Source organism: Streptococcus sp. KHUD_016, assembly GCF_051106465.1.
GTDB lineage: Bacteria > Bacillota > Bacilli > Lactobacillales > Streptococcaceae > Streptococcus.
The window spans coordinates 1664283-1686469 of sequence record NZ_CP193663.1; the positions used below are offsets into that span (position 1 = coordinate 1664283).

17 protein-coding genes are annotated in these 22187 nt (G+C 41.7%); 6 read left to right on the forward strand and 11 right to left on the reverse strand.

The genetic code is table 11. The features are described 5' to 3' along the window. Positions 1 to 12: 12 nt before the first annotated feature. Genes ACORHV_RS07950 through ACORHV_RS07960 form a run of 3 tightly spaced genes read right to left on the reverse strand, consistent with a single transcriptional unit; the run spans position 13 to position 2157 of the window. Positions 13 to 504 carry a PTS sugar transporter subunit IIB gene (locus ACORHV_RS07950; RefSeq protein WP_000211086.1) on the reverse strand — a complete coding sequence of 164 codons (492 nt, stop codon included), beginning with the start codon at positions 502 to 504 and terminating at the stop codon, positions 13 to 15. 10 nt (positions 505 to 514) lie between these two features. Continuing rightward, positions 515 to 1711 (reverse strand): glycoside hydrolase family 88 protein, encoded by a 1197-nt coding sequence (locus tag ACORHV_RS07955; RefSeq protein WP_000592046.1) that lies wholly within the window; start codon positions 1709 to 1711, stop codon positions 515 to 517. Positions 1712 to 1722: 11 nt separating this feature from the next. Continuing rightward, positions 1723 to 2157, reverse strand: a complete 435-nt coding sequence (locus ACORHV_RS07960; protein WP_434398063.1) for a PTS sugar transporter subunit IIA — start codon at positions 2155 to 2157, stop codon at positions 1723 to 1725. Between the two features lie 270 nt (positions 2158 to 2427). Here ACORHV_RS07960 and ACORHV_RS07965 point away from each other — a divergent pair, with 270 nt between their 5' ends. From ACORHV_RS07965 to ACORHV_RS07980, 4 genes are read left to right on the forward strand one after another with little or no spacing between them, the layout of a single operon-like run. Continuing rightward, a complete protein-coding gene (locus tag ACORHV_RS07965) occupies positions 2428 to 3243 on the forward strand; it encodes a gluconate 5-dehydrogenase (RefSeq protein ID WP_033585818.1) in 816 nt (271 codons plus the stop codon). An 18-nt stretch (positions 3244 to 3261) separates the two neighbouring features. Then, complete coding sequence (locus ACORHV_RS07970; protein ID WP_000684780.1) at positions 3262 to 3903, forward strand: RpiB/LacA/LacB family sugar-phosphate isomerase; 642 nt, start codon at positions 3262 to 3264, stop codon at positions 3901 to 3903. A gap of 30 nt (positions 3904 to 3933) precedes the next feature. Then, positions 3934 to 4935 (forward strand): sugar kinase, encoded by a 1002-nt coding sequence (locus ACORHV_RS07975; RefSeq protein ID WP_000161467.1) that lies wholly within the window; start codon positions 3934 to 3936, stop codon positions 4933 to 4935. 9 nt (positions 4936 to 4944) lie between these two features. Beyond that, positions 4945 to 5574 carry a bifunctional 4-hydroxy-2-oxoglutarate aldolase/2-dehydro-3-deoxy-phosphogluconate aldolase gene (locus tag ACORHV_RS07980; protein ID WP_084944047.1) on the forward strand — a complete coding sequence of 210 codons (630 nt, stop codon included), beginning with the start codon at positions 4945 to 4947 and terminating at the stop codon, positions 5572 to 5574. 126 nt (positions 5575 to 5700) lie between these two features. Here the strand turns inward: ACORHV_RS07980 and ACORHV_RS07985 are convergent, their stop codons facing one another. Beyond that, positions 5701 to 8904, reverse strand: a complete 3204-nt coding sequence (locus tag ACORHV_RS07985) for an LPXTG-anchored hyaluronate lyase (RefSeq protein ID WP_185755875.1) — start codon at positions 8902 to 8904, stop codon at positions 5701 to 5703. Between the two features lie 222 nt (positions 8905 to 9126). Here ACORHV_RS07985 and ACORHV_RS07990 point away from each other — a divergent pair, with 222 nt between their 5' ends. Both ACORHV_RS07990 and ACORHV_RS07995 read left to right on the forward strand, forming a co-directional pair. Further along, complete coding sequence (locus tag ACORHV_RS07990; RefSeq protein ID WP_000205052.1) at positions 9127 to 9603, forward strand: glutathione peroxidase; 477 nt, start codon at positions 9127 to 9129, stop codon at positions 9601 to 9603. Between the two features lie 341 nt (positions 9604 to 9944). Further along, positions 9945 to 16217 carry an alpha-L-fucosidase gene (locus ACORHV_RS07995; RefSeq protein WP_434398068.1) on the forward strand — a complete coding sequence of 2091 codons (6273 nt, stop codon included), beginning with the start codon at positions 9945 to 9947 and terminating at the stop codon, positions 16215 to 16217. Positions 16218 to 16578: 361 nt separating this feature from the next. On the opposite strand, the gene ACORHV_RS08000 is transcribed toward ACORHV_RS07995, so the two are convergent. The 7 genes from ACORHV_RS08000 to ACORHV_RS08030 form a co-directional block, all read right to left on the reverse strand. Further along, on the reverse strand, positions 16579 to 16872 hold the full coding sequence (locus ACORHV_RS08000) for a DUF5960 family protein (RefSeq protein ID WP_000196987.1): 294 nt from the start codon (positions 16870 to 16872) through the stop codon (positions 16579 to 16581). Beyond that, a complete protein-coding gene (locus ACORHV_RS08005; RefSeq protein WP_000567207.1) occupies positions 16865 to 17227 on the reverse strand; it encodes a hypothetical protein in 363 nt (120 codons plus the stop codon). The genes ACORHV_RS08000 and ACORHV_RS08005 overlap by 8 nt, the downstream gene beginning before the upstream one ends. Next, positions 17224 to 18639, reverse strand: a complete 1416-nt coding sequence (locus tag ACORHV_RS08010) for a Y-family DNA polymerase (RefSeq protein WP_000540273.1) — start codon at positions 18637 to 18639, stop codon at positions 17224 to 17226. The genes ACORHV_RS08005 and ACORHV_RS08010 overlap by 4 nt, the downstream gene beginning before the upstream one ends. A 3-nt stretch (positions 18640 to 18642) precedes the next feature. After that, entirely contained in the window at positions 18643 to 19329 is a 687-nt protein-coding gene (locus tag ACORHV_RS08015) for a LexA family transcriptional regulator (RefSeq protein WP_084936754.1), read from the reverse strand. A gap of 204 nt (positions 19330 to 19533) precedes the next feature. Beyond that, on the reverse strand, positions 19534 to 20499 hold the full coding sequence (locus ACORHV_RS08020; RefSeq protein ID WP_434398071.1) for a hypothetical protein: 966 nt from the start codon (positions 20497 to 20499) through the stop codon (positions 19534 to 19536). 211 nt (positions 20500 to 20710) lie between these two features. Then, positions 20711 to 21112 (reverse strand): hypothetical protein, encoded by a 402-nt coding sequence (locus ACORHV_RS08025; protein ID WP_000069808.1) that lies wholly within the window; start codon positions 21110 to 21112, stop codon positions 20711 to 20713. 10 nt (positions 21113 to 21122) lie between these two features. Continuing rightward, positions 21123 to 22184 (reverse strand): hypothetical protein, encoded by a 1062-nt coding sequence (locus ACORHV_RS08030; RefSeq protein ID WP_000756875.1) that lies wholly within the window; start codon positions 22182 to 22184, stop codon positions 21123 to 21125. Between the last annotated feature and the right edge of the window lie 3 nt (positions 22185 to 22187).

Below are 22187 nucleotides of genomic sequence, written 5' to 3' on the forward strand. Positions count from 1 at the left end.
CGATCTCCTCTTTTAAATATAGTCCAGAATATTGACTTCAACAGCTCCATCGTTTCCTGTTGGAGTTGTTTTCGTATTAAATGTTACTTGATGCGTTTGACTCAATTCCTTAAGAGCTACCTTGTCCTCTTCACCTAGGAAGATAGAGCGTGTCACCTGCTCTTTACCAGGGGCATTGTGAATGTTCCCGATATTGATTTCTTTGATAGGGACACCACCTTCTACCAAGGTTAAAGCATCTTTTACATCCTTCACAACGATAAAAATTGTTTGAGCAGGGTTAGCCTTGTGAATGATATCAATCACCTTTTGTAAAGGGAAGAAACGCATAGCAACTGAGTCTGGCACAACTGTTTTCATCAGAGTTTGTTGCATCTTGTCCGTGCTCACTTCGTCATTGGCGACAATGACCGTATTACAACCTAAGTATTTTACCCAAAGTTGTCCTTGCCCGTGAATCAACCGTTCATCGATACGGGTCATAATAATATTTGGCGTTGTCATATTTCTCCTCCTACCAATATAGGTTCCAGTCTTTGTAGAAACGGATAAGCGCTTCTAGGTAATAGTAGTCACCCCAGATATTGCCTTCATCCACTCCTTTACCTGAATGCCATGAGTACACACCGTGGAGGAGACTTGTCCCACCAGGGGTAAATTGATCATTTGCATAATGTTCGATCAAGGAACGAAGCATGGCATGCATAGCATGTTTATAAATATCTTTGTCAGCATCCACCTCTGGGAGATGTTTTAACATTTCATGAATCCCACAGACGGCGATAGCTGTTGCTGAAGAATCTCGTGATTGATCACTACCATCATTAAAAATCAAATCCCAATAAGAAACATGATCTTTTGGCAGACGATTCAAGAAATAATTGGTTACACCCTTAAACAAGTCAAAGCAGGACTCGTCTTTCAGATAACGATAAGTCAAAGGAATACCATAGACTCCCCATGATTGACCACGTGCCCAGCATGAATCATCACTATACCCTTGTCTCGTTACACCTTTAAGGGGTTGACCTGTCTCAGGATCAAAATAGAAGGTGTGGAAGGACGAAGCGTCATCACGGATTACATTATTAGCTGAAGCATAGAAATGACTTTCTGCAATATCGTAGTATTTTTGATTGCCTGTTTCTTGATAAGCAAAGAACAAGAGTTGAATATTGAGCAAGCAGTCGATAATCAAACGGTAATGTTCTTTTTTGCCCAAGTCTCCCCAAGCCTGAATGAAGCCACCTTTTTCTTGATAGCGTTCAATCAACTTATTTGCAGCTTTCAAGGCTGCTTCTCTAGCCTCTCCATCTCCATCTCCATTTATCTTATATTCAGCCATACAAGACGGTGTGTACAAGAAACCGAGATCATGGTGATCCAACTCTACTCTCTTATTGACACGCTCCAGAAAAGAAAGAACATTTTTATGTGCCATGTTTTTAAATGCATCCTGTTGACTGTATTCATAAGCCAACCACAGTTCTCCCGTCCAGAAACCATTGGTCCATTCTGTGTTATCCATAATTGGATAGACATTATCAAAGGTAGCTGGTGTGGGGAAATCTTCCTTGAAATAGTCAAGGTTGAGTTCTAACTGCCTAATAACCTTTTCAATTGCCTGACCGACTTCTTCTTTCGTCAGAAGTGGTACTTCTAAGAAGCGCTCAGGCGATTTTATTTCTTCAATCGTAATCTTTTTTATCATTCTTTAATCCTTTAAATACCTGATTCGAAATCTTCTTCCTCTGCCTCTACATCAGTTGAAAACAATTCTTTACCATTTACGACTCCGCCCTGGGCCGCCGCTACTGATTTATTAACAACCTCATCAAAGCTATGAGCCATTCTAGCAAAGACTGCTTCCATTAACATGGCTAAGTTCAAACCCGAGAGAACATTCATTGTTTTGGCTGGATTTTCTCCCATTATAGTAGAAGAAACCTTAAATGGTGTCCCTCCCAAGAGATCACTTAGGATTAAAACTTTTTCTTCATTTGAAATTGCAAGTAAGATTTTTTGCTTGAGTTCATCTGCTGACATTCCTTCCACAAAGTCAATCGCCTCCACATTTTCTTGATCGCCTGCAATCAATTGTAAAGAACTATAAATCCCTGTGGCAAAATGTCCATGCCCTACAAGTACAATTTTCATCTTTTCTCCTTCCTTGTTTGAGTTTACCGGTTTACTTTACATTTCCCATTGTAAACCTTTATTTTTATCTTGTCAATAGTTTTTTTAAAAAAATATTAGCGCTTTCATTGTTTATTTAACCATTATAATAGACAGAAATTTCAAAATCTTCCGTTTTTTAGGAAAACAAAGATTTTAAGAAATATAAACATTTAATTATTGACAAAACCGGTTTACTAGAATATAATTTGGTTATAGAGAAGTCTTAACAAATTTGAAAGGAAGTATCAAATGACAAATACATCATTCTCAATTGAGCAGTTTTCTTTAAAAGGAAAAATTGCTCTCATTACAGGCGCTTCTTATGGAATTGGATTTGCGATTGCCAAGTCCTATGCAGAAGCGGGTGCTACTATCGTCTTTAACGATATCAATCAAGACCTGGTCAATAAAGGGATTGAAGCTTATCGTGAAGTTGGCATAGAAGCCTATGGGTATGTCTGTGACGTGACAGACGAGAACGGTATCCAAGCCATGGTCAAGCAAATCGAACAAGAGGTTGGTGTCATTGACATCCTCGTTAATAATGCTGGTATTATCCGCCGAGTTCCAATGTGCGAAATGAGCGCCGCTGATTTCCGTAAGGTCATCGATATTGACTTAAACGCACCATTTATCGTTTCAAAGGCAGTTATTCCTTCTATGATAAAGAAAGGGCATGGAAAGATTATCAATATTTGTTCGATGATGAGCGAACTGGGACGTGAAACAGTTAGCGCTTATGCTGCCGCTAAAGGGGGCTTGAAAATGTTGACCCGCAACATTGCGTCTGAATACGGTGGAGCCAATATCCAATGTAACGGAATTGGACCGGGTTATATTGCCACTCCTCAAACAGCACCTCTTCGTGAGTTACAAGAAGATGGTTCTCGCCACCCATTTGACCAGTTCATCATTGCAAAAACACCTGCTGCACGTTGGGGGAATCCTGAAGATTTGATGGGCCCTGCTGTCTTTCTCGCTAGTGATGCCAGCAATTTTGTCAATGGCCACATCCTATATGTAGATGGCGGTATCTTAGCCTACATCGGAAAACAACCTGAGTAACAATAGAAAGAAGATCTTATGAAAATCGCATTAATCAATGAAAATAGTCAAGCTAGCAAGAATCACATTATTTACGATAGTCTGAAAGAAGCAACAGATAAAAAAGGCTACCAATTATTTAACTATGGTATGCGTGGAGAAGAAGGTGAAAATCCATTAACATACGTACAAAACGGACTAATGGCTGCTATCCTTTTAAATACAAAAGCAGTCGACTTTGTTGTTACCGGCTGTGGTACAGGTGTAGGGGCTATGCTTGCTTTGAACAGCTTCCCTGGTGTTGTCTGTGGTCTAGCAGTGGACCCAACTGACGCTTACCTTTATTCTCAAATCAATGGTGGTAACGCCTTGTCTATCCCTTATGCCAAAGGATTTGGCTGGGGGGCAGAACTGACCCTCAAATTGATGTTTGAACGCTTATTTGCTGAAGAAATGGGCGGTGGCTACCCAAGAGAACGTGTAATCCCTGAACAACGCAACGCTCGTATCTTAAACGAGGTGAAACAAATCACCCACAATGATTTGATAACCATCCTTAAAACAATCGACCAAGACTTCCTCAAAGACACCATCTCTGGCAAATACTTCCAAGAATACTTCTTTGAAAACTGCCAAGATGATGAAGTCGCTGCTTATTTGAAAGAAGTATTAGCCAAGTAAAGCTATTCTAAACCAGAAAGGAACTAATGGATGACGAAAATCTTACTGTTTGGCGAACCATTAATTCGAATCTCACCATTAGATGCCACCAGTATCGGCGATCATGTTGCCAGTTCGACTTATTTTGGCGGATCAGAAATTAATATCGCTTGTAATTTGCAAGCCCTGGGTATCTCAACGAAAGTCTTTACCGCACTCCCTGCCAACGAGATTGGAGATCGTTTTATTACATTCTTGAAACAGCACCAAATCGATACCAGTTCAATCTATCGGCTTGGCGATCGAATCGGCCTCTACTATTTGGAGAACGGCTTTGGTTGTCGTCAAAGTGAAGTTTTCTACGATCGTAAGCATACGAGCATCAGTCAGATTCGGCCAAACATGCTAGATATGGATTCTCTCTTTCAGGGGATTAGCCATTTTCATTTTAGTGGAATCACCGTAGCTATCGGTCAAGAGGTTCGTACGCTCCTTCTCCTACTCTTGGAAGAAGCCAAGCGCCGAGGGATTATCGTTTCAATGGATCTCAATCTGAGAACAAAGATGATTTCAGTCCTAGAAGCCAAGTATGAATTTTCTAAGTTTGCTCGTTTCGCTGATTATTGCTTTGGTATTGATCCTCTCATGATTGATGACCAAAATCTAGAGATGTTCCCAAGAGACAGAGCTAGCCTAAAAGAGGTGGAAAATCGCATGCAACTTTTAAAAAAAACCTATGGTTTCAAGGCCATTTTCCATACCCTCCGCTCTAGTGATGAGCAAGACAAAAATGTCTATCAAGCCTATGCTCTGGGAGAACGATTTGAAGAGTCTGTCCAACTAAAAACTGCAGTCTATCAACGAGTTGGTAGCGGGGATGCCTTTATCTCTGGTGCCCTTTACCAACTACTCCATCATTCCTCCCTAAAAACTAGCATTGACTTTGCAGTTGCCAGTGCCACTCTCAAATGTACTCTTCCAGGAGACCATCTCTCCACTCCCGCAGCTAGTATTGAAAAATTACTGGAAAATGCACAAGATATCATTCGTTAGGAGAATTACATGACCAAATCAGATACGATTATTGAACTAAAAAAACAAAAAATTGTCGCTGTCATTCGAGGAAATACAAAGGAAGAAGGACTACAAGCTTCGATTGCTTGTATCAAGGGCGGTATCAAAGCTATTGAAATTGCCTATACCAATCAGTATGCAGGGCAAATCATCAAGGAACTTGTAGACTTGTATCAGGACGATCAGAGTGTTTGTATCGGTGCAGGTACTGTGCTTGATGCCGTAACTGCTAGAGATGCCATTCTAGCCGGAGCAAATTACGTTGTTTCTCCATCTTTCCATGCTGAAACTGCAAAAATGTGCAATCTTTACAGCACACCGTACATTCCAGGCTGTATTACCCTCACAGAGATAACGACTGCACTTGAAGCCGGTAGTGAAATCATCAAACTCTTCCCAGGTAGTGCTCTCAGTCCATCATATATCTCTGCAGTCAAGGCGCCAATCCCACAAGTTTCCGTAATGGTAACCGGAGGAGTCGGCCTAAATAACATTCCTCAATGGTTCGCTGCTGGTGCAGACGCCGTTGGAATTGGTGGCGAACTCAATAAACTCGCTTCCCAAGGCGACTTTGACCGCATCAGCGAGATTGCCAAACAGTATGTTACACTCAGATAAAATGAAGTGAAAAAGGATAAGTGTTAACTTATCCTTTTTTAAAAGAAAAATCCGAAGATGTTTGACCTTCTTCGGATTTTTTCTATTTTCCACAGTTTCATGTGATTCATCTAGATGATGAACAAATCAGTTGTTCTTTCCTCTGCGGAACAGATAAACCGCCCCAAGTAGCAATAGCCCTAGACTTGCCAAGATTGACTGACCTTCTCCTGTATGAGGGAGATTCTTTTGATCCGAATGGTTCTTTTCTTCTTCAGATTTTTCCTTTTCTTTTGAATCCTGAGTTTGTGGCTGAGCTGCTTTTTCTAACTTTTTAAAGACTTCCTGATCTGGCGCTGATTCCTGGGTTTCAGGATTGTAGTAGGCAACCTTATAGTCATCCCCTTCTTTTCGAATAGTATAGACTCCACGTTTCAAGACTTGGAATTGGTTGGAAATAGTAGAGACAGAATCATCATATTTCACAATGCCCCAAACTCCTTGTTTGGCATCATAAACAGACTGAAGGGTCTCATTGTTATCGATGAGGCTACTTTCTAACTCTTTTACCATTTGATTGAAGGTGGCACGATCCACGTTAGGGATGAGCATATAGCCATAAGAATCTCCATTTTGCTTATGAGCCTGACTAATCGTAAGAAATTCATTTTCGACTTCCTTGTCTGACTGTCCTTCATTGATATCCTTCCAAGATCCCTTTTGGACAGCCTTACTCATACTGATTGAACTCTTCTTAAAGAAAAAGTAACCAATATTCTTTTTCGAATTGGACGATTCTAAAAAGACACTTTGGGTTTCAGGATAATCCTTTTCTTGTTCTGGGAGGGAGGCTTCTTTATCATTGACATAGACTTTATATGGATCACTTGATTCCAGTTTTCTCTGGTCAATTGTAGTTGCAGCAGTATCTGTTGAAGTGTTCTGGATATTGCTTCCTAAAAAGGCAATCTTATCCTTCAGCATAAACCAGCTCTTATGAGCAGTCAATGTTTGATTCCAGTTAGTGAAATCCATGGTTGCTGTCGCATTGGCCTCATCTAGTTTGCTCGTTCCAACGAAAGCAGACGGTAGAACTTTACCTGTATCACTATCCAATCTCTTAGCATCCGTCTCTGTCGTACCAGGCATCTTATAGGGATTAACTGTTGGCCAGTAGCCATCGCTATAGTGACTCAAATCACCATTATAGAGATAGAACATCCCATCACTTGTATACCAACCACGTTTGTTTTCCTTGTTCATGTGTTCGTAATTCAAGGTACGACTGGAAAAGAGTGATAAGCCAAATCCAAACCCTTTCTCTGCATTGTACATAGCTGTTTTATCCATCTTGTTAAAGGCAGATAGGTAACTTGTTCTTGGAGTACTTGCGACTCCAGCATCGCTTAACAAGGATTGCATCAAACTGATATCCTTATAAGTCTTCAAATTCTTAAAGACATCATAATAACTATCTGATTGAACAATGGTCTTCACAAGACTCTGCAACCGTTGTTTGGTTTCTCCTTCAGACATATCCGCTATCCGGTGAATCCCTCTTAGTACTTCTACTGCGGCCACATGCCCCTCGCTATTTGCACGACTGATAGAGCGGCCACGACTCATATCCATCAGCTCTCCATTCACTAGCAAAGGAGCAAACGATTTATCAATCCAGTGGTACATGGTTTGCATTTTATCTTTATCGATTGGGCTCTTGGTCTTTTGAATAACTGGCAACAGTTGAGACAGGCCATCAATCAAGACATTTCCATAAGCACCCGTATAGGCAACATTGGTGTGGTCGATATAAGATCCATCCTGATAAAAACCTTCGCCTTGGTCTACCAACTTAAACACTTGCTCAATCGAACGAATGGTAGAAGAAATTTCTTGGTCATCCTTGCGCAGTAAACCAGCTATTACTTTTACCCTTCCCATATCCACTAAGTTTCCACCTAGGGCCTTAAATGGGTTATCAGTCGTCTTTCGGAAATGTTCGGGATCTGGCACAAATTTTTCAATCACATCTGTATATTTTTTTATTTCCTCATCTGAGAAGTATTCTTTCATCAGAGACAAGGTATTGTTGATGGCACGAGGTGTACCGATTTCATAATCCCACCAGTTCCCAACAATGCTCTTTTCACTATTGTAGACATGTTTATTCATCCATTCCATGGAATCCCTAACTGTTCGAATGACGGTTTCATCTTGATAATAACGAGAAGAAGGATTGGTCACTTGCTTGGCCATCTCCTCTAATTTCCGATAAGTGGCAGTCAGATTCGCAGACGTTTTATAATTTGAAAATTTTTCCCACAAATAGGTGCGGTCCGCCTGACTTGAAATACTGGATAGGCTATCAGCTACCTTTCCTTCCAGCTCCTGGTTTAACTTGGCCATCTGTTCATTTTTAGAATCATAGTATTGATTCCCAGCGATGATGCCATTCCAGTCATCCAAACGGTCTGTGTATGCATCCTTAACAGAGGCTAGAATCTTCAAAGGAATCTTTTTCACTTCCTTGCCATCTTTACTGATAATGACATTGGTTGTCCCTTCCTTAAGAGGTTCTAAAATTCCATTTTTGACTGAAGCAACGTCAGGATTTTCTACCTTATAAGTATAGTCCGCAAGAGCAAAGACATGTTTTTTCCCAATTGGTAAATCAATCTTTTCCTCAAGCTGTTTATCTGTTTGAGAATCCTCAGAAGGCTGGTCTGCTACCTCTACCAGCTCAATATCCTTAAAGGAAACAGTCCCTGTTCCCGTTTCATAGAATAACTCCAGCTTGATTTTATCAACATCTAAAGTCGGGCTATAGTCTGCTTCAATAGTCTGCCAGTCCTTTGTTCCCGACATTGTTGCAGAATTCCACAATTGCTTGTCCTTACCACTTTCCTCAATGATGCGAACCTTAGCAATCCCCACTTTATTATCTGTTTTAATCTTGAAACGCAGTTTATACTTTTTCTTAGCTTCAATAGGGACTATACGGTGAACTACTGCCCTTAGTTTCTCAGAACTTGAGATAGTGACAGCCCCATCCTTGGCTTCAATGACTCGAGTTGAGGCACCTGAAGAACTATTCTTCTGGTCTACCCAAGCTGACCACCCCTTAGCTTTGCTTCCTGTCCAAGGACTGCTTCCGTTCTCCGTCTGACTAAAATCACCATTTTCAACTAAATTTTTGGTATCCCTTTGCTGATACTGAACTTCCTTCTGGCTTTGCTGAATGGTATTCGTAGTCGTTTCTTCCGCTCCAACTGTCATATAATGGTTTAATAAAAATCCCGATAAAACAAGTGAAGACAAACTCACAATGAGCTTCTTTGTTTTTGTTTGCATGTGTACACTCCAATAAACATATTGTAAAATCAATAGGAACTAAATCTCAAATTAGAGATTTATAGCAACTGAGTAAACCGGTTTAATTAAATCATATCATTTTTAAAGTTATTTGTAAACGGTTTCTATCATATTGAGGGCTTATTCTTCAACAATATCTCCCATCCAACTCGACGAAAAGGGTAAAAACTGTTACAATGTAGAAAAAGAAAAGAGGCCCTCATGACCAGTGTATATGATTTTTCCGCTCTGAACCAAAACAACCAAGCAACTCCCCTGGAGAGCTATCGTGGCAAGGTTCTCTTGATTGTCAACACTGCTACAGGATGTGGTTTAACGCCCCAGTACCAGGGACTTCAAGAACTCTATGAACGCTATCAAGATCAGGGCTTTGAAATCCTAGATTTCCCTTGCAATCAGTTCATGGGACAAGCACCCGGCAGCGCAGAGGAAATCAATAGCTTCTGCAGTCTACACTACCAGACCACTTTCCCTCGCTTTGCCAAGATCAAAGTCAACGGCAAGGAGGCAGATCCTCTTTATGTTTGGCTAAAAGACCAGAAGTCTGGCCCGCTAGGAAAACGAATCGAATGGAATTTTGCTAAGTTTCTCATTGGCCGAGATGGGCAAGTCCTTGAGCGCTTCTCTTCCAAAACAGACCCCCAAACCATCCAAGAGTCTCTCCAAAAAATACTCTAATTTCTTTTTAAAACGTATCCTTTCATTTAGTTTGATCCCTGAAGGGTGCGTTTTTTCTTTAAAAAGTAACTGATTTTCTTTAATTTATATTTATTTTTTTGCTTTTTGCTATTGCAATTCTTTCATTAATTTAGTATATTTGTTATATTAAAAGTTTTCAGTCATTTTAAGGGAGAAATGACCTTTTAAATTTTTTTATCTTAAAATGAAAGCGCTTTATAAACAGGAGGTAAGGTGGCTTACAAATTATCAGAGAGTTTTTTCATTAAATCAAGTTGTAACCAAGTCAGACTTGGGCTTGGGCAGTAGCTGACTGCCTTTCTAAAAACTAGGAGTATATTATGAATCGATACCTTTTTGAAAAAGGGCAAACATTTAGCATTCGGAAGTTGACTGTAGGTGTGGCGTCTGTTATCGTCGGACTGGCATTTTTTGCTTCTGGAACCGTGCGTGCAGACGAAACGTCTCCTGCCACAACATCCAATTTAGATCAGCAAATGAAACAAGTCGCAGATATAGAAAAGACCAAGGTTGAACCAGTCAAAGAAGAAGGCCGTGTAGAAGCTGAAAAACAAGAAACACCTGTTGCCGATACCAACAGTGCTGACTTGCTCCCTGAAGACATTCAGGACCGTGCCTATCCCGACACACCTGTCAAAGAACTCGATACGACTACTATCGTTGACCAAAAAGCTAGTCCAAAAGTAGAAACTAAGAGCATTCTAAAGGACAAGGAAGAAGCTCCAAAAGAAGCTGAGAACGGAAATCGTGCCATCATTAACGGTGGACAAGACCTCAAACACATCAACTACGAGGGACAACCTGCTACTGCTGCTACTATGGTTTACAGCACTTACAACGCAGGGGAACAACGCTACCTCGTTTCAGGCTCAGGTATCTTTGTAGCACCTAACCTGATCCTTACCGTTGCTCATAACTTCCTAGAAGCCAATAAAGAAACTAGCGAAGGTCACATTCGTGGTGGAAAATCTGCCCAGTTTTACTATAACGTTGGTTCAAACAGCGAAAAGAAAAACTCACTGCCATCTTCTGGGACTACGGTTTTATTCAGAGAAAAAGACATACATTTCTGGAACAAGAAAGAGTTTGGAAAAGGCTATAAGAATGACCTTGCTCTTGTAGAAGCTCCTATTCCTCTTCCGATTGCTAGTCCAAACAAAGCAGCAACCTTTGCGCCTTTAGCGGAGCACAAGACACATCAGCCGGGAGAAGCCATCAGTACGATTGGCTACCCAACTGACTCGAGCTCCAAAGAACTGAAACAACCTATCCTAGCTGGTCAGCTTTACAAGGCAGATGGGACCATCCGATCTGTTGAGTCCTATGATGATAAGGGAACAACCGGTATTACCTACAAAACCACTTCTGTATCTGGTTTGTCTGGTGGCGGGATTGTCGATAGCCAAGGAAAAGTTCTGGGGGTTCACCAACACGGAACCGTTGACAATGGTGTGGCTGAAAAGGATCGCTTTGGTGGCGGACTCGTCCTTTCACCTGAACAACTGAAATGGGTGAAGGACATGATTGCCAAGTATGGTGTGAAAGGCTGGTACCAAGGTGATAACGGAAATCGTTACTACTTTACCGATGAAGGACGTATGCTTCGGAACGAAACAGCTGTTATCGGAAGCAACGAATATTCCTTCAACCAAGATGGGATTGCTACCTTGACCAAGGGAGTTGAATACGGTCGTGTGGTTATTCAACACGAAGACGAAGAAGGAAATCCTGTCAAAGATAATGACACCTTTATCGAACAGACAGCTGTTGATTCGCCATTTGACTATAATTTCAAAAAAGAAATTGAGAAGACGGACTTCTATCAGAAGAATAAAGACAAATACGAAATTGTATCCATTGATGGCGTAGCAGTTAATAAACAGCTAAAAGATACTTGGACTGAAGATTACAATGTTGTCAGCAAAGCGCCTGCCGGTACACGTGTCATCAAGGTGGTCTATAAAGTCAACAAAGGCTCCTTCAAAGTTTACTACCGTCAAAAAGGAACCACTACTGAACTAGCGGAAGCGACAGTTGATAACAATGAAGGTCAAGAGTATGACGTTTCCTTTGTCAACACCTTCCATGCAAAAGACATTGCTGGCTACCGTCCAGTCAAAACCAGCCTGGAAGCAAGGATCCAGCATAAAGGTGTGAATGAGGTCGTCTTTGAATACGAGCCAGTCGCTGATACAGCCAATCCAACGACACCGACTCCACCAGTCGCTCATCCAGAAGATAAAGAAACCGAGATTGGCAATCATGGACCTCTTCCAAGCAAGGCTCAACTCGATTACCACAAGGAAGAATTGGCAGCCTTCATCCACTATGGAATGAACACTTATACCAATTCTGAATGGGGAAATGGGAAAGAAGACCCCCGGTACTTCAATCCAACCAACTTGGATACTGACCAGTGGATTCGTACTCTGAAGGAAACGGGCTTCAAACGAACTATTATGGTTGTTAAACACCACGACGGATTCGTTGCTTACCCATCTAAATACACCAACCATACCGTAGCTGCTAGCCCATGGAAAGATGGTAAGGGTGACCTTCTCGAAGAAGTTTCCAAGTCCGCTAGCAAGTATGACATGAATATGGGTGTTTACTTGTCACCATGGGATGCTAATCATCCAAAATACCATGTTGCAACCGAAAAAGAATACAACCAATACTATCTCAACCAGCTGAAAGAAATCCTTGGTAATCCGAAATACGGTAACAAAGGGAAATTTATCGAGGTTTGGATGGACGGTGCACGTGGTAGCGGTGCCCAAAAAGTAACCTATACCTTCGATGAATGGTTCAAATACATCAAAGAAGCCGAAGGAGATATCGCCATCTTCTCTGCTCAACCGACAAGCGTTCGCTGGATCGGAAATGAACGGGGTATCGCAGGTGACCCTGTCTGGCATAAAGTTAAACGGGCCAACATCACAGACGATGTGAAAAACGAATACCTCAACCATGGTGACCCAGATGGTGATATGTACTCTGTAGGGGAAGCTGACGTTTCGATCCGTTCGGGCTGGTTCTATCATGACAACCAACAGCCGAAATCACTCAAAGAGTTGATGGATATCTACTTCAAGTCTGTTGGTCGTGGAACCCCACTCCTTCTCAATATTCCACCAAATAAAGAAGGAAAATTTGCAGATGCAGATGTGGCTCGCTTGAAGGAATTCAAAGCAACCCTAGATCAAATGTATGCGACTGACTTTGCCAAAGGCGCAACTGTAACAGCAAGTTCTACTCGTCAAAACCACCTCTACAAAGAAAGCCACCTCACAGACGGTAAAGATGACACCAGCTGGGCGCTCTCAAATGATGCCACAACTGGTAGCTTTACAGTAGATTTGGGCCAAAAGAAACGCTTTGACGTCGTTGAACTCAAAGAAGACATCGCCAAAGGTCAACGTATCTCTGGTTTCAAGATTGAAGTTGAAATCAACGGTCGCTGGGTGACATACGGCGAAGGTTCGACCGTTGGTTACCGTCGCTTGGTTCAAGGCAAGCCTGTAGAAGCACAAAAAATCCGTGTAACCATCACCGGTGCTCAAGCAACCCCAATCTTAACCAACTTCTCAGTCTACAAGACACCAAGCAGCATTGAAAAAACAGATGGCTACCCTCTTGGACTGGAATACCACTCAAACACAACGGCAGATACAGCTGGAACAACTTGGTACAATGAATCTGAAGGGGTTCGTGGTACTTCTATGTGGACCAATCAAAAAGATGCCAAAGCAAGCTATACCTTCACAGGAACCAAGGCCTATGTCGTCTCTACAGTCGATCCTGGTCATGGAGAAATGTCCGTCTACGTTGATGGTCAAAAGGTTGCCGATGTCCAAACTAAGAATGCTAGCCGTAAACGCAGCCAAAAAGTCTTTGAGACAGGCGATTTAGCACCAGGCCAACACACTATTACTCTTGTAAATAAAACAGGCGAACCAATTGCTACAGAAGGAATCTACACCCTAAACAATGATAGTAAGGGGATGTTTGAACTCGAGTCTACCAACTACGAAGTCGAAAAAGGAAAACCAGTCACTGTTAAGATTAAGCGTGTTGGTGGAAGCAAGGGGGCTGCTACTGTTCGCTTTATTACAGAACCTGGAACTGGGGTTCACGGTAAAGTTTACCAAGATACAACTCAAGATGTGACTTTTGAAGATGGAGAAACAGAAAAGACTGTTACCATCCCAACGATTGACTTTACAGAACAAGCCGACTCTGTCTTTGACTTCAAAGCCAAGCTCACTTCTGTCACTGATGGTGCCCTGCTCGGTTTCGCTACAGATGCAACCATCCAAGTGATGAAAGCTGAATTGCTGATCAAGGACCAAACAAGTTATGATGACCAAGCTAGTCAGTTGGATTACAGTCCTGGCTGGAACCATGAAACCAATTCCGCAGATAAATACCAAAAGACGGAGTCTTGGGCTTCCTTTGGTCGCTTAACTGATGAACAAAAGAAAAAGACAACCGTAACAGCTTACTTCTACGGTACTGGACTTGATATTAAGGGCTATGTTGATCCAAATCATGGTATCTACAAGGTATTCCTCGACGGCAAAGAAGTTCCTTACCAAGAGGGCATGGGAAATGCTTCGACTATTGATGGTAAGAAATACTTTAGCGGTCATGCAGCCCAACGCCAAGGCAATCAAACTCTGGTTAGCTTAAAAGGTCTGGACGAAAACTTGCACGCAGTCACCCTTCAACTAGATCCTGATCGAAACGATTTGTCTCGAAATATCGGTATCCAGGTAGACCAATTCATCACTCGTGGCGAAGGTAGCGAACTCTACAGCAAGGCAGATATCATCCAGTCTATCTCAAAATGGAAAGACGATCTGTCCAACTTTGATCCAGCAGGCTTGAAAAATACGGCTACTGCACGCCAAGCTTTCCAAGCAAATCTAGAAAAATTGAGAAACCAACTCAGTGCTGATGCAGTGGATGTTCAAGAAGTCATGTTGACAGTCAGTGCCCTACAAGATATCCTATCCAAGGACGAGAACTATCAAAGAGGCCAAGAGGAACCTAGTCCAGAGCAACCTGAACAGCCTGAAGAACCTTCTAAACCTGATCAACCAGCTGAACCAAAACAACCGGAAATTGAGTATGATAAGGCTATGGACAGCTTGACAAAAGCTATCGAGAAAAAAGTCGCTGAGCTTGGATCCAACAAGGAAGCTAAGAAGAAATTATTAGCAATTGCTGACCAAGCCATTGCTGCAATCCAAGAAGCCAAAACTCAGGAAGCAGTCAATAAAGCGCTAGAAACTGCTCTCGAACAAATCAACAAACTCGAAGCGGCTCAGCCTGAGAAACCTGCTGAACCGGAAAAGCCAGCTCAACCAGAAACTCCAGTTCAACCTGAGAAACCTGCTGAGCCTGAAAAACCAACTCAACCTGAGAATCCAGTTCAACCTGAGAAACCTGGCCAGCCTGAACAACCAGCTGAACCAAAACAACCGGAAATTGAGTACGATAAGGCTATGGACAGCTTGACAAAAGCTATCAAGAAAAAAGTCGCTGAACTTGGATCCAACAATGAAGCTAAGAAGCAATTGTTAGCCATTGCTGACCAAGCCATTGCTGCAATCCAAGAAGCTAAAACTCAGGAAGCAGTCAATCAAGCGCTAAAAACTGCTCTCGAACAAATCAGCAAGCTCGAAGCAGCTCAGCCTGAGAAACCTGCTGAACCTGAAAAACCAGTTCAGCCTGAAAATCCGACTCAACCTGAGAAACCGGCTCAGCCTGAAAATCCAGTTCAGCCTGAGAAACCAGCTCAGCCTGAAAAACCAACTCAACCGGAAACTCCGGCTCAGCCTGAAAAGCCAGCTCAACCGGAACAACCAACTCAACCGGAAACTCCAGCGCAACCGGAAAAACCGGCTCAGCCTGAAAAGCCGACTCAACCGGAAACTCCAGCGCAACCTGAAAAACCGGCTCAACCGGAAACTCCAGCGCAACCTGAAAAACCGGCTCAACCTGAAAAACCTGCTCAGCCTGAAAATCCGACTCAACCGGAAACTCCAGCGCAACCTGAGAAACCAATTACTTCTTCAAGTCCTGAGGAAGGGGTTAAAGACCTTGTCTTTACACTTCCAAGCTTGGAAATCGTCAATAAGGTCGTACCATTCAAGACTATTCGTCGCGAAAACCCACAATTAGACAAAGGAAAAGAGCAAGTTCTATCAGAAGGAAAAGACGGTCTCTTAGTCGAGTATGTTGAAGTGGACGGTGACAATCGCAAGGTTCTCCAAACAGAAGCAACACCAGCTCAAGATCGAGTGATTGAGGTAGGTAGCAAACAAAGCTCAGTTGGAACAGAGGCGCCACCAGTTGTGACTCTTCCTGAGTATGTTCTACCAAGAGAGACTGAAAAACCTGCGCCAGTCGTAACAGATAATTCATCATCAAAAGATGAAAAAGCTCCTGTTACAGCTACAGTCAAAGAAGACAAGGAAAGACTACTCCCTGCAACTGGGGAACAAGAAGCAAGTGCCTTCCTCTTCTTGGCAGCCATTACTTCTATCTTGTCTCTCCTCATCTTCCAAAAGAATTTCAAAGACTAATAACCCTCTTTGATTGATTCTTTTCCATTATTTCAGTTCCCCCGTTGAGAAGACCATTTGGTCTTCTCTTTTTCTATCTGTAAAATTAAAAAACATCCACAAATATACATGGATATTTTGGTATGACTCTGTAAAGTAAGATGATCATTGAAGATAGCTGTTCTCAAATCAAACCACGTTTTCAAATAAACGCTCATCCAAAAAAGAGAGTCCCTCTTGTCTTATCTCATCAGAACTACCATCATAAGTTTCTGCAAGAACTCCACAGATAAAAGATGGTGTTTCGAATTCCAATACCATGAGATTTTCTGACGCTCACCAGCCATCTTTCCTAAATCAGACTTCCCTCTCCCACACCTAGTCACTGACTACTATTTTTGAGTCCAGCATATGCATAGGTTCGATTTCTGGGACACTCTTTTTCCGTCACCACCCTAAAATAAAAGCGATGCTCCCGCCCATCCTTGGCGTTTTCCTTGTTTAAAACAAAGTAGTTTTTCTGATTCATCGCCATAGTGCGTAGGATGTCATCGATCAAAAAAGTCAGTGGTACATTCATAGCAGAGTATTTTTGAAAATCCTCTTCAAAGCGGATATAACTATCTGAAAAATAATCCATCTGCAGTTTGTTTTCATACAAGTCTTTTCTAGTCATACACTCCCCCCTCCCACAGTCGAATTTCTAGGACATCTACTACCTCTACCAGCCTATAGCCCTCATTGGTCCTAATAGATAGAGTTTGAGGTGATAATTCGCTTACCTCACCAATGATCGTGGTTTTCTGCTTCTTTTCCTTGACCACAAAGCATCCCTTCAGTTGCCCGACATAAAGTTGCGAAAGCAAGAGTAACTTCTCAACGGGATTCAGACTCGTCGAGAAAGCTACCCGATTTTTCTCTTCACCGAGTGAACTAGTATGCTCTGAGAGGAAAAAGCCCATCCACTTCTGCATCCCTGGATCTTGATAGTCACGCGCAGATTGAAAGGGTAAATAAGAACGATCAATCATTTTAAACCATCTAATCCTCCAGCAGAATGCCCCCCAATCAGCTTGCTTCTGGCAAGACTCCTAGAGGCTTCTTCCAGTGCATTGGCCTTTAAGAGGGAGGTAAAACCAAATTGTTCCCGAATGGCATCAATAGCCGTCTGGAGCCTTTCTTCTTTTTCTAACTTGTCAACATCATCAAAGAGGGAGATCAAGCCAAAGGACTCGTCCACAAATCCTGAATAGTTGACTCCGACACTTCTGACCGCTCCAGAAGTGTATTTGTTATGAAATAGCTTCAAAACGTGGTCTGTTAAAATAGCTGTATTATTGGTCGGTTCGACCTTCATTTGTGTGTGAATAGACGGCCTGACCTCCTGCTTAGAGAAACCAACATAGATAGAGACAAGGGTTGTTTTCTTGCCCGCCCTTCTCAGCCTAATAGCCACCTGCTCCGCCATTTCTCGGAGAATAATTTCAATATCCCGTAGCTTCACGTAGTCTCTCGGCAAGATTTGAGAATTTCCTAACCCTTGGGACTTGGCTTTATAGGGCCTGTGAACATTGCTCTCATCAATCCCGTTAGCATGAAACCACAAACGCAGGCCAGTCTGACCCAGAGCCTTCTGTAGCTGGTCTGGGTTGCTTGTAGCTAATTCTCTGATGGAAAAAATCCCCAGAGCATGCAAACGTTTCTCCATCCGCCTGCCAATCCCCCAAAAGTCCGTCATCTTGGGAATGGCCCAAACCTTCTCTTCCACATCCTGGTAAGACCAGTTGGCCCTCATGGTCGGAGTGTGCTTGGCCTCATTATCCAGGGCCAACTTGGCCAGTAAGGGATTGGCATTGGACATACCCACCGTAGAGTAGATCCCTGTCTGCCTCCAAATATCCCTCTGGATGCGGGCAGAAAGCAGATCCAGCTTGTCTTTGCGAGAAATCTGCCTGTCTGGGATGAAATAGTTGAGCGAACTAGTCAGATCAATAAAGCCCTCATCGATAGAGTAGGGATAAATATCATCTGGACTGCCATAATTTTGAAAGATTCGCTGGATTTCCATATTGACTGCGATGTACTCGTCCATCCGAGGAGGGACAATCAAGGTGACTTGGGCCCAATCTTCGATGTAGCGAACATAGTCTGAGTCAGTAGGCAAGCCTTGCTTTCGAGCGTTGCAATAAGAAAATTTGCGCGTTTTGATATCAAAAGGTAGATCATAGGCCCGGCCAACATTGGACTTGCCAAAAATCTTCTTGAACATGGGAGAGGAAGCTAGGATAAGACCAGTAGAATTATCCGCGCGACTCATGACACAAAGCGAGGTCTTCAGCGGATGCAAGCCTCTTTTCACACACTCAACACTGGCATAAAAAGATTTCATATCGACAAAGGCAATGTCACTTTTGGGCTCTCTGGAATAATCAAAGTAGCCCATAGGCTAGCCCTCCATCGGCACAAAGTTTCCAACAATAATCCCCACAATCCGAGGATCTTCCTCATAGGAGATGAAAATATCCTTGTATTTAGGATTGATAGAGACCAAACGCAAGCCATCTTCCTCACGATAAACCCGTTTGATATAGGTCTGGTTGTTACAAACTACTGCATAAACTGCCCCATCATAGTCAAATCCTGTTTCCCGAATCAGAGCCACTGAACCATTTTGATATTTAGGTTCCATAGAGTCCCCAGATACCCAAGATGCAAAATCATGGGCCAACTCCTCGTTAAAGTAGACCGTATCAAAATTCTGGTCACCGTAGACCGAAGCCCCAATCCCTGCTGACATGCGTTCATAGACACGGTACTCGTAGAGGCGCTCTGGCATGGTCGTCACCTTCTGTGTTTGTTCCTCTTGAGCCAGGTTGCGAGCATAGAGCACAACCTTGTCCTTCCCTTGCTTGGAGAGGCTATTGTAGAGACGAACAATCTCGATCTGAGTAAAATAGCCTTTTGCCACCTTTAAAATATTCTCTAGCTGAGCAACCTTCTCCTTGGATGGTTCCTTAATTCCACGTTCCCAAGCCGAGTAAGCCTGAAAACTAATCCCTAATTCCTCTGCAATTTCCTTCTGTGTCAATTTTAACTCTTTTCTCCGAGCTTTGAGTTTTTCTGGTTGGTACATGATTCACCCCCTAGTGTGATGTTTTATTGAGAATATCTCTCTTAGAAAAACAAATCGACGGTTGAGCTTACATCTCTAAAACTCAACCAATTTGGTTTAGTTTTATTATATAAAAAAAGTGGACGATTGTCCACTGGGAAAATCAAATTTTAACAGACACAACTGGAAATTATGAACAAAAAACTGACCTAGCCCTAACAACTCCTACTCTAATTTTTGCAACAGCTTTACAACTTGACGATTTTCAATCTTCACATAGTATACACCACTATCACTGACAAGTTTATCCTCTTTATACTTAGCAATTTTTACAGCATAAAGACCTCTTGGTAGGGGTTGGTTGGCAAAAAATTCCTTCATGAGTGCTTCAAGCTCTTTTAGATAGTCATCATACAAGAGATCTCTTTTTTCTTTTGGAACGAAATACTGAAATTCAAATGTCGGTATAAAAATCTCTTTTTGGAAAAGATATTGAGCATCCATTGGATACATTCCTTGCAGAGCTTGGCCCTTGCTTTGATTTTCCTCTAATATTTCATTATAAAGATAGATATTATCAGATTGGTTATTAAATTCAAAACCAATACCTTGATACTTCAAATCAGGCAGTTTAGGATCTTTGATTGAACTGTCCAGTGTTTTTAAAAATTCGCTGGTGCCTGGACTAACCTCAATCCCTAAATAGGCTAATTCTGGGAAAACATCATAAATTTTTTTACCATTTTTGTAATCAACCTCTGCATCTGTCTTTCCATATGTTTTATTTTCCGAAAAGCGAGTATAGTATTTAAATCGAGTTTTAACCTCATAGGTTTTTCCGGCTATATTTTCACTGTAGGTACCATGGATTATAAATCCTCCCACACTTGTATAGTTTTTCTCGTATTTTTCTAACTCAAACTGTCCTGTAAGACCGTAATTTTGATAAGAACGATGCACAGCTTGCTCAATCTCAGTTTGACTTGCATGGGCAAACAGCCCCCACATATCCATTAGAGAAAAAATCGGACTGAACACTGTGAAGATTACCATTGGGATCACTATGGATAAGCAACCTATTAATAGCCAATTTCTTTTCTTGGCCTTTCCTTCAGATTTTTTAGCAGTTTTCTGTTTCCTTTTTAAGATTAGAATGAGCAAACCCAAAAGCACTAATACTAATAAAACCAATCTACACTCTCCTTTTACTTTTGACAGTTGTTAACAGGTGTATAGGAGGCTGACAGAAATACTCTTCTCACCTACTAACTTATCCTGAAATCCATAAACTCGTCTGAAACGAGGAGCAACCCTTGTCTCATTATACCACATGAACCATACTGTGAGAAGATGAGAAATACAAAAGAAAACCACCTGAAATAAATTCAGGTGATTTGTGTAATTATGGAAAATCGTTATATTGACTCTCTGCGATTTCAACCATTTTTCTACGATTGTGGCGTTCCTTGGAATCTTTTCCGCCTTGGATATAACGTTCTTTGCGTTCTGCACGTGTTTCAGGTGCTTTCGTATACATATTATCACCGATAGACTGAGCCATACTCGCATCTACACTTCGAAAAGCCTCACCAACTGCTCCTAGAAACTCATCCAAAGAACTAATTGTTGTCACCATCTCCGAAGATAATTTTTTAAGTTCATCAGTCGCATTTTGAATTTGTTCTGTCGCAGAGGAGTCTATCAGATCATAGGCATTATTCTGCAATTCTGCACTCATATCTTTAAAAGCTCCATTCACTCGGCTTAGGTTATCCGAATCAATTTTTTTTTGATTGTTACTCATTTAGAACCTCTTATTCTCCTTTGTCAACCAATATTCGGCGTTGCTTGTTTAGTTCGCGGTCTTTGGCAACATCGTAATACAAGTCAAACTCTTCTTTGGTATTGACTGAATGCTCTTGACCATCCTTACTGAGTTCGGCTGGAATCGTCAATCCTTCGTAAAGATTCGTATTTGCTGGGACAAAAAGCTGATACAAATCAAGAAACTGTGGAACATCTCCGTAAACCTTATCATAATCATACTTAGAATCAATCAAAAGGAAAAACTGTGAATCTTGCTTACTTAATAATTGATAAACTTTAGGCGCAGCTGTCTCCAAAACACTTCCCTTCAATACATCTTGATGAAAGGAAAGTTGATTTTGGCGAAGACTATCATAGTAAGTTTGTAAGATAGTCATCTCTATCAATTTCTCTTTTGAAGAACCTAGATCTACCGACGGAGTTTCAGGATACTGTTGTACTTTTGTGTCTTCCCAATCAATTTGCTTGGTTTCTAAATTTAACCATAACTGCTTTCTCTTAGTAATATACCAATCTGGATTATGAACAGCTATAGGGAGATAATCTTTCCCATTTATTTCTACAATAGCACCTATTGATACTGGAAAATAATTTTCATTGTAGTCTCCTACCAACTGATAGAGGTCTACTTTCGATTCCTCCAATCGTCTATCCCGTATTCGATAGATAGAAAGAGTAAAGTATCCGTCAGATTCATCTTGGGGTCGATTCCTAGCTAAGTTACCAGATTGTACTTTAATATTTAATCGAGTAATATACCTTTGATTAGAAGCGCCATTAGTTCTTGCAAAGCTATCTCCAAAAAGAGGATTATATTTTTGAAATAGTCTATCTTCGTCAGGGTTTAATGACTTCCAATGCACGGCCACTCCCCTGCCATCTTCTAAAAATTCATAAGAATCAATTTCCCATTTTCCTGTATAGTAATCCATATTTTCATATTTTTGGCGTTCTTGCTTGGCCTGCTCTGATTGTTGATAGCTATGATAGCCCCATAGAAGCAGAACACCCAACAGGACAGATCCGACTATTAGTAGTACTTTCTTCATTTC

What these genes read in the sequence shown, in the direction of transcription:
- ACORHV_RS07990 (WP_000205052.1), top strand. Translation starts at nt 9,127, where the DNA reads ATGACCAGTGTATATGATTTTTCCGCTCTGAACCAAAACAACCAAGCA.
- ACORHV_RS07995 (WP_434398068.1), top strand. Translation starts at nt 9,945, where the DNA reads ATGAATCGATACCTTTTTGAAAAAGGGCAAACATTTAGCATTCGGAAG.
- ACORHV_RS08000 (WP_000196987.1), bottom strand. Translation starts at nt 16,872, where the DNA reads ATGACTAGAAAAGACTTGTATGAAAACAAACTGCAGATGGATTATTTT.
- ACORHV_RS07960 (WP_434398063.1), bottom strand. Translation starts at nt 2,157, where the DNA reads ATGAAAATTGTACTTGTAGGGCATGGACATTTTGCCACAGGGATTTAT.
- ACORHV_RS07980 (WP_084944047.1), top strand. Translation starts at nt 4,945, where the DNA reads ATGACCAAATCAGATACGATTATTGAACTAAAAAAACAAAAAATTGTC.
- ACORHV_RS07950 (WP_000211086.1), bottom strand. Translation starts at nt 504, where the DNA reads ATGACAACGCCAAATATTATTATGACCCGTATCGATGAACGGTTGATT.
- ACORHV_RS07985 (WP_185755875.1), bottom strand. Translation starts at nt 8,904, where the DNA reads ATGCAAACAAAAACAAAGAAGCTCATTGTGAGTTTGTCTTCACTTGTT.
- ACORHV_RS07965 (WP_033585818.1), top strand. Translation starts at nt 2,428, where the DNA reads ATGACAAATACATCATTCTCAATTGAGCAGTTTTCTTTAAAAGGAAAA.
- ACORHV_RS08015 (WP_084936754.1), bottom strand. Translation starts at nt 19,329, where the DNA reads ATGTACCAACCAGAAAAACTCAAAGCTCGGAGAAAAGAGTTAAAATTG.
- ACORHV_RS08005 (WP_000567207.1), bottom strand. Translation starts at nt 17,227, where the DNA reads ATGATTGATCGTTCTTATTTACCCTTTCAATCTGCGCGTGACTATCAA.
- ACORHV_RS07955 (WP_000592046.1), bottom strand. Translation starts at nt 1,711, where the DNA reads ATGATAAAAAAGATTACGATTGAAGAAATAAAATCGCCTGAGCGCTTC.
- ACORHV_RS07975 (WP_000161467.1), top strand. Translation starts at nt 3,934, where the DNA reads ATGACGAAAATCTTACTGTTTGGCGAACCATTAATTCGAATCTCACCA.
- ACORHV_RS08030 (WP_000756875.1), bottom strand. Translation starts at nt 22,184, where the DNA reads ATGAAGAAAGTACTACTAATAGTCGGATCTGTCCTGTTGGGTGTTCTG.
- ACORHV_RS08025 (WP_000069808.1), bottom strand. Translation starts at nt 21,112, where the DNA reads ATGAGTAACAATCAAAAAAAAATTGATTCGGATAACCTAAGCCGAGTG.
- ACORHV_RS07970 (WP_000684780.1), top strand. Translation starts at nt 3,262, where the DNA reads ATGAAAATCGCATTAATCAATGAAAATAGTCAAGCTAGCAAGAATCAC.
- ACORHV_RS08010 (WP_000540273.1), bottom strand. Translation starts at nt 18,639, where the DNA reads ATGGGCTACTTTGATTATTCCAGAGAGCCCAAAAGTGACATTGCCTTT.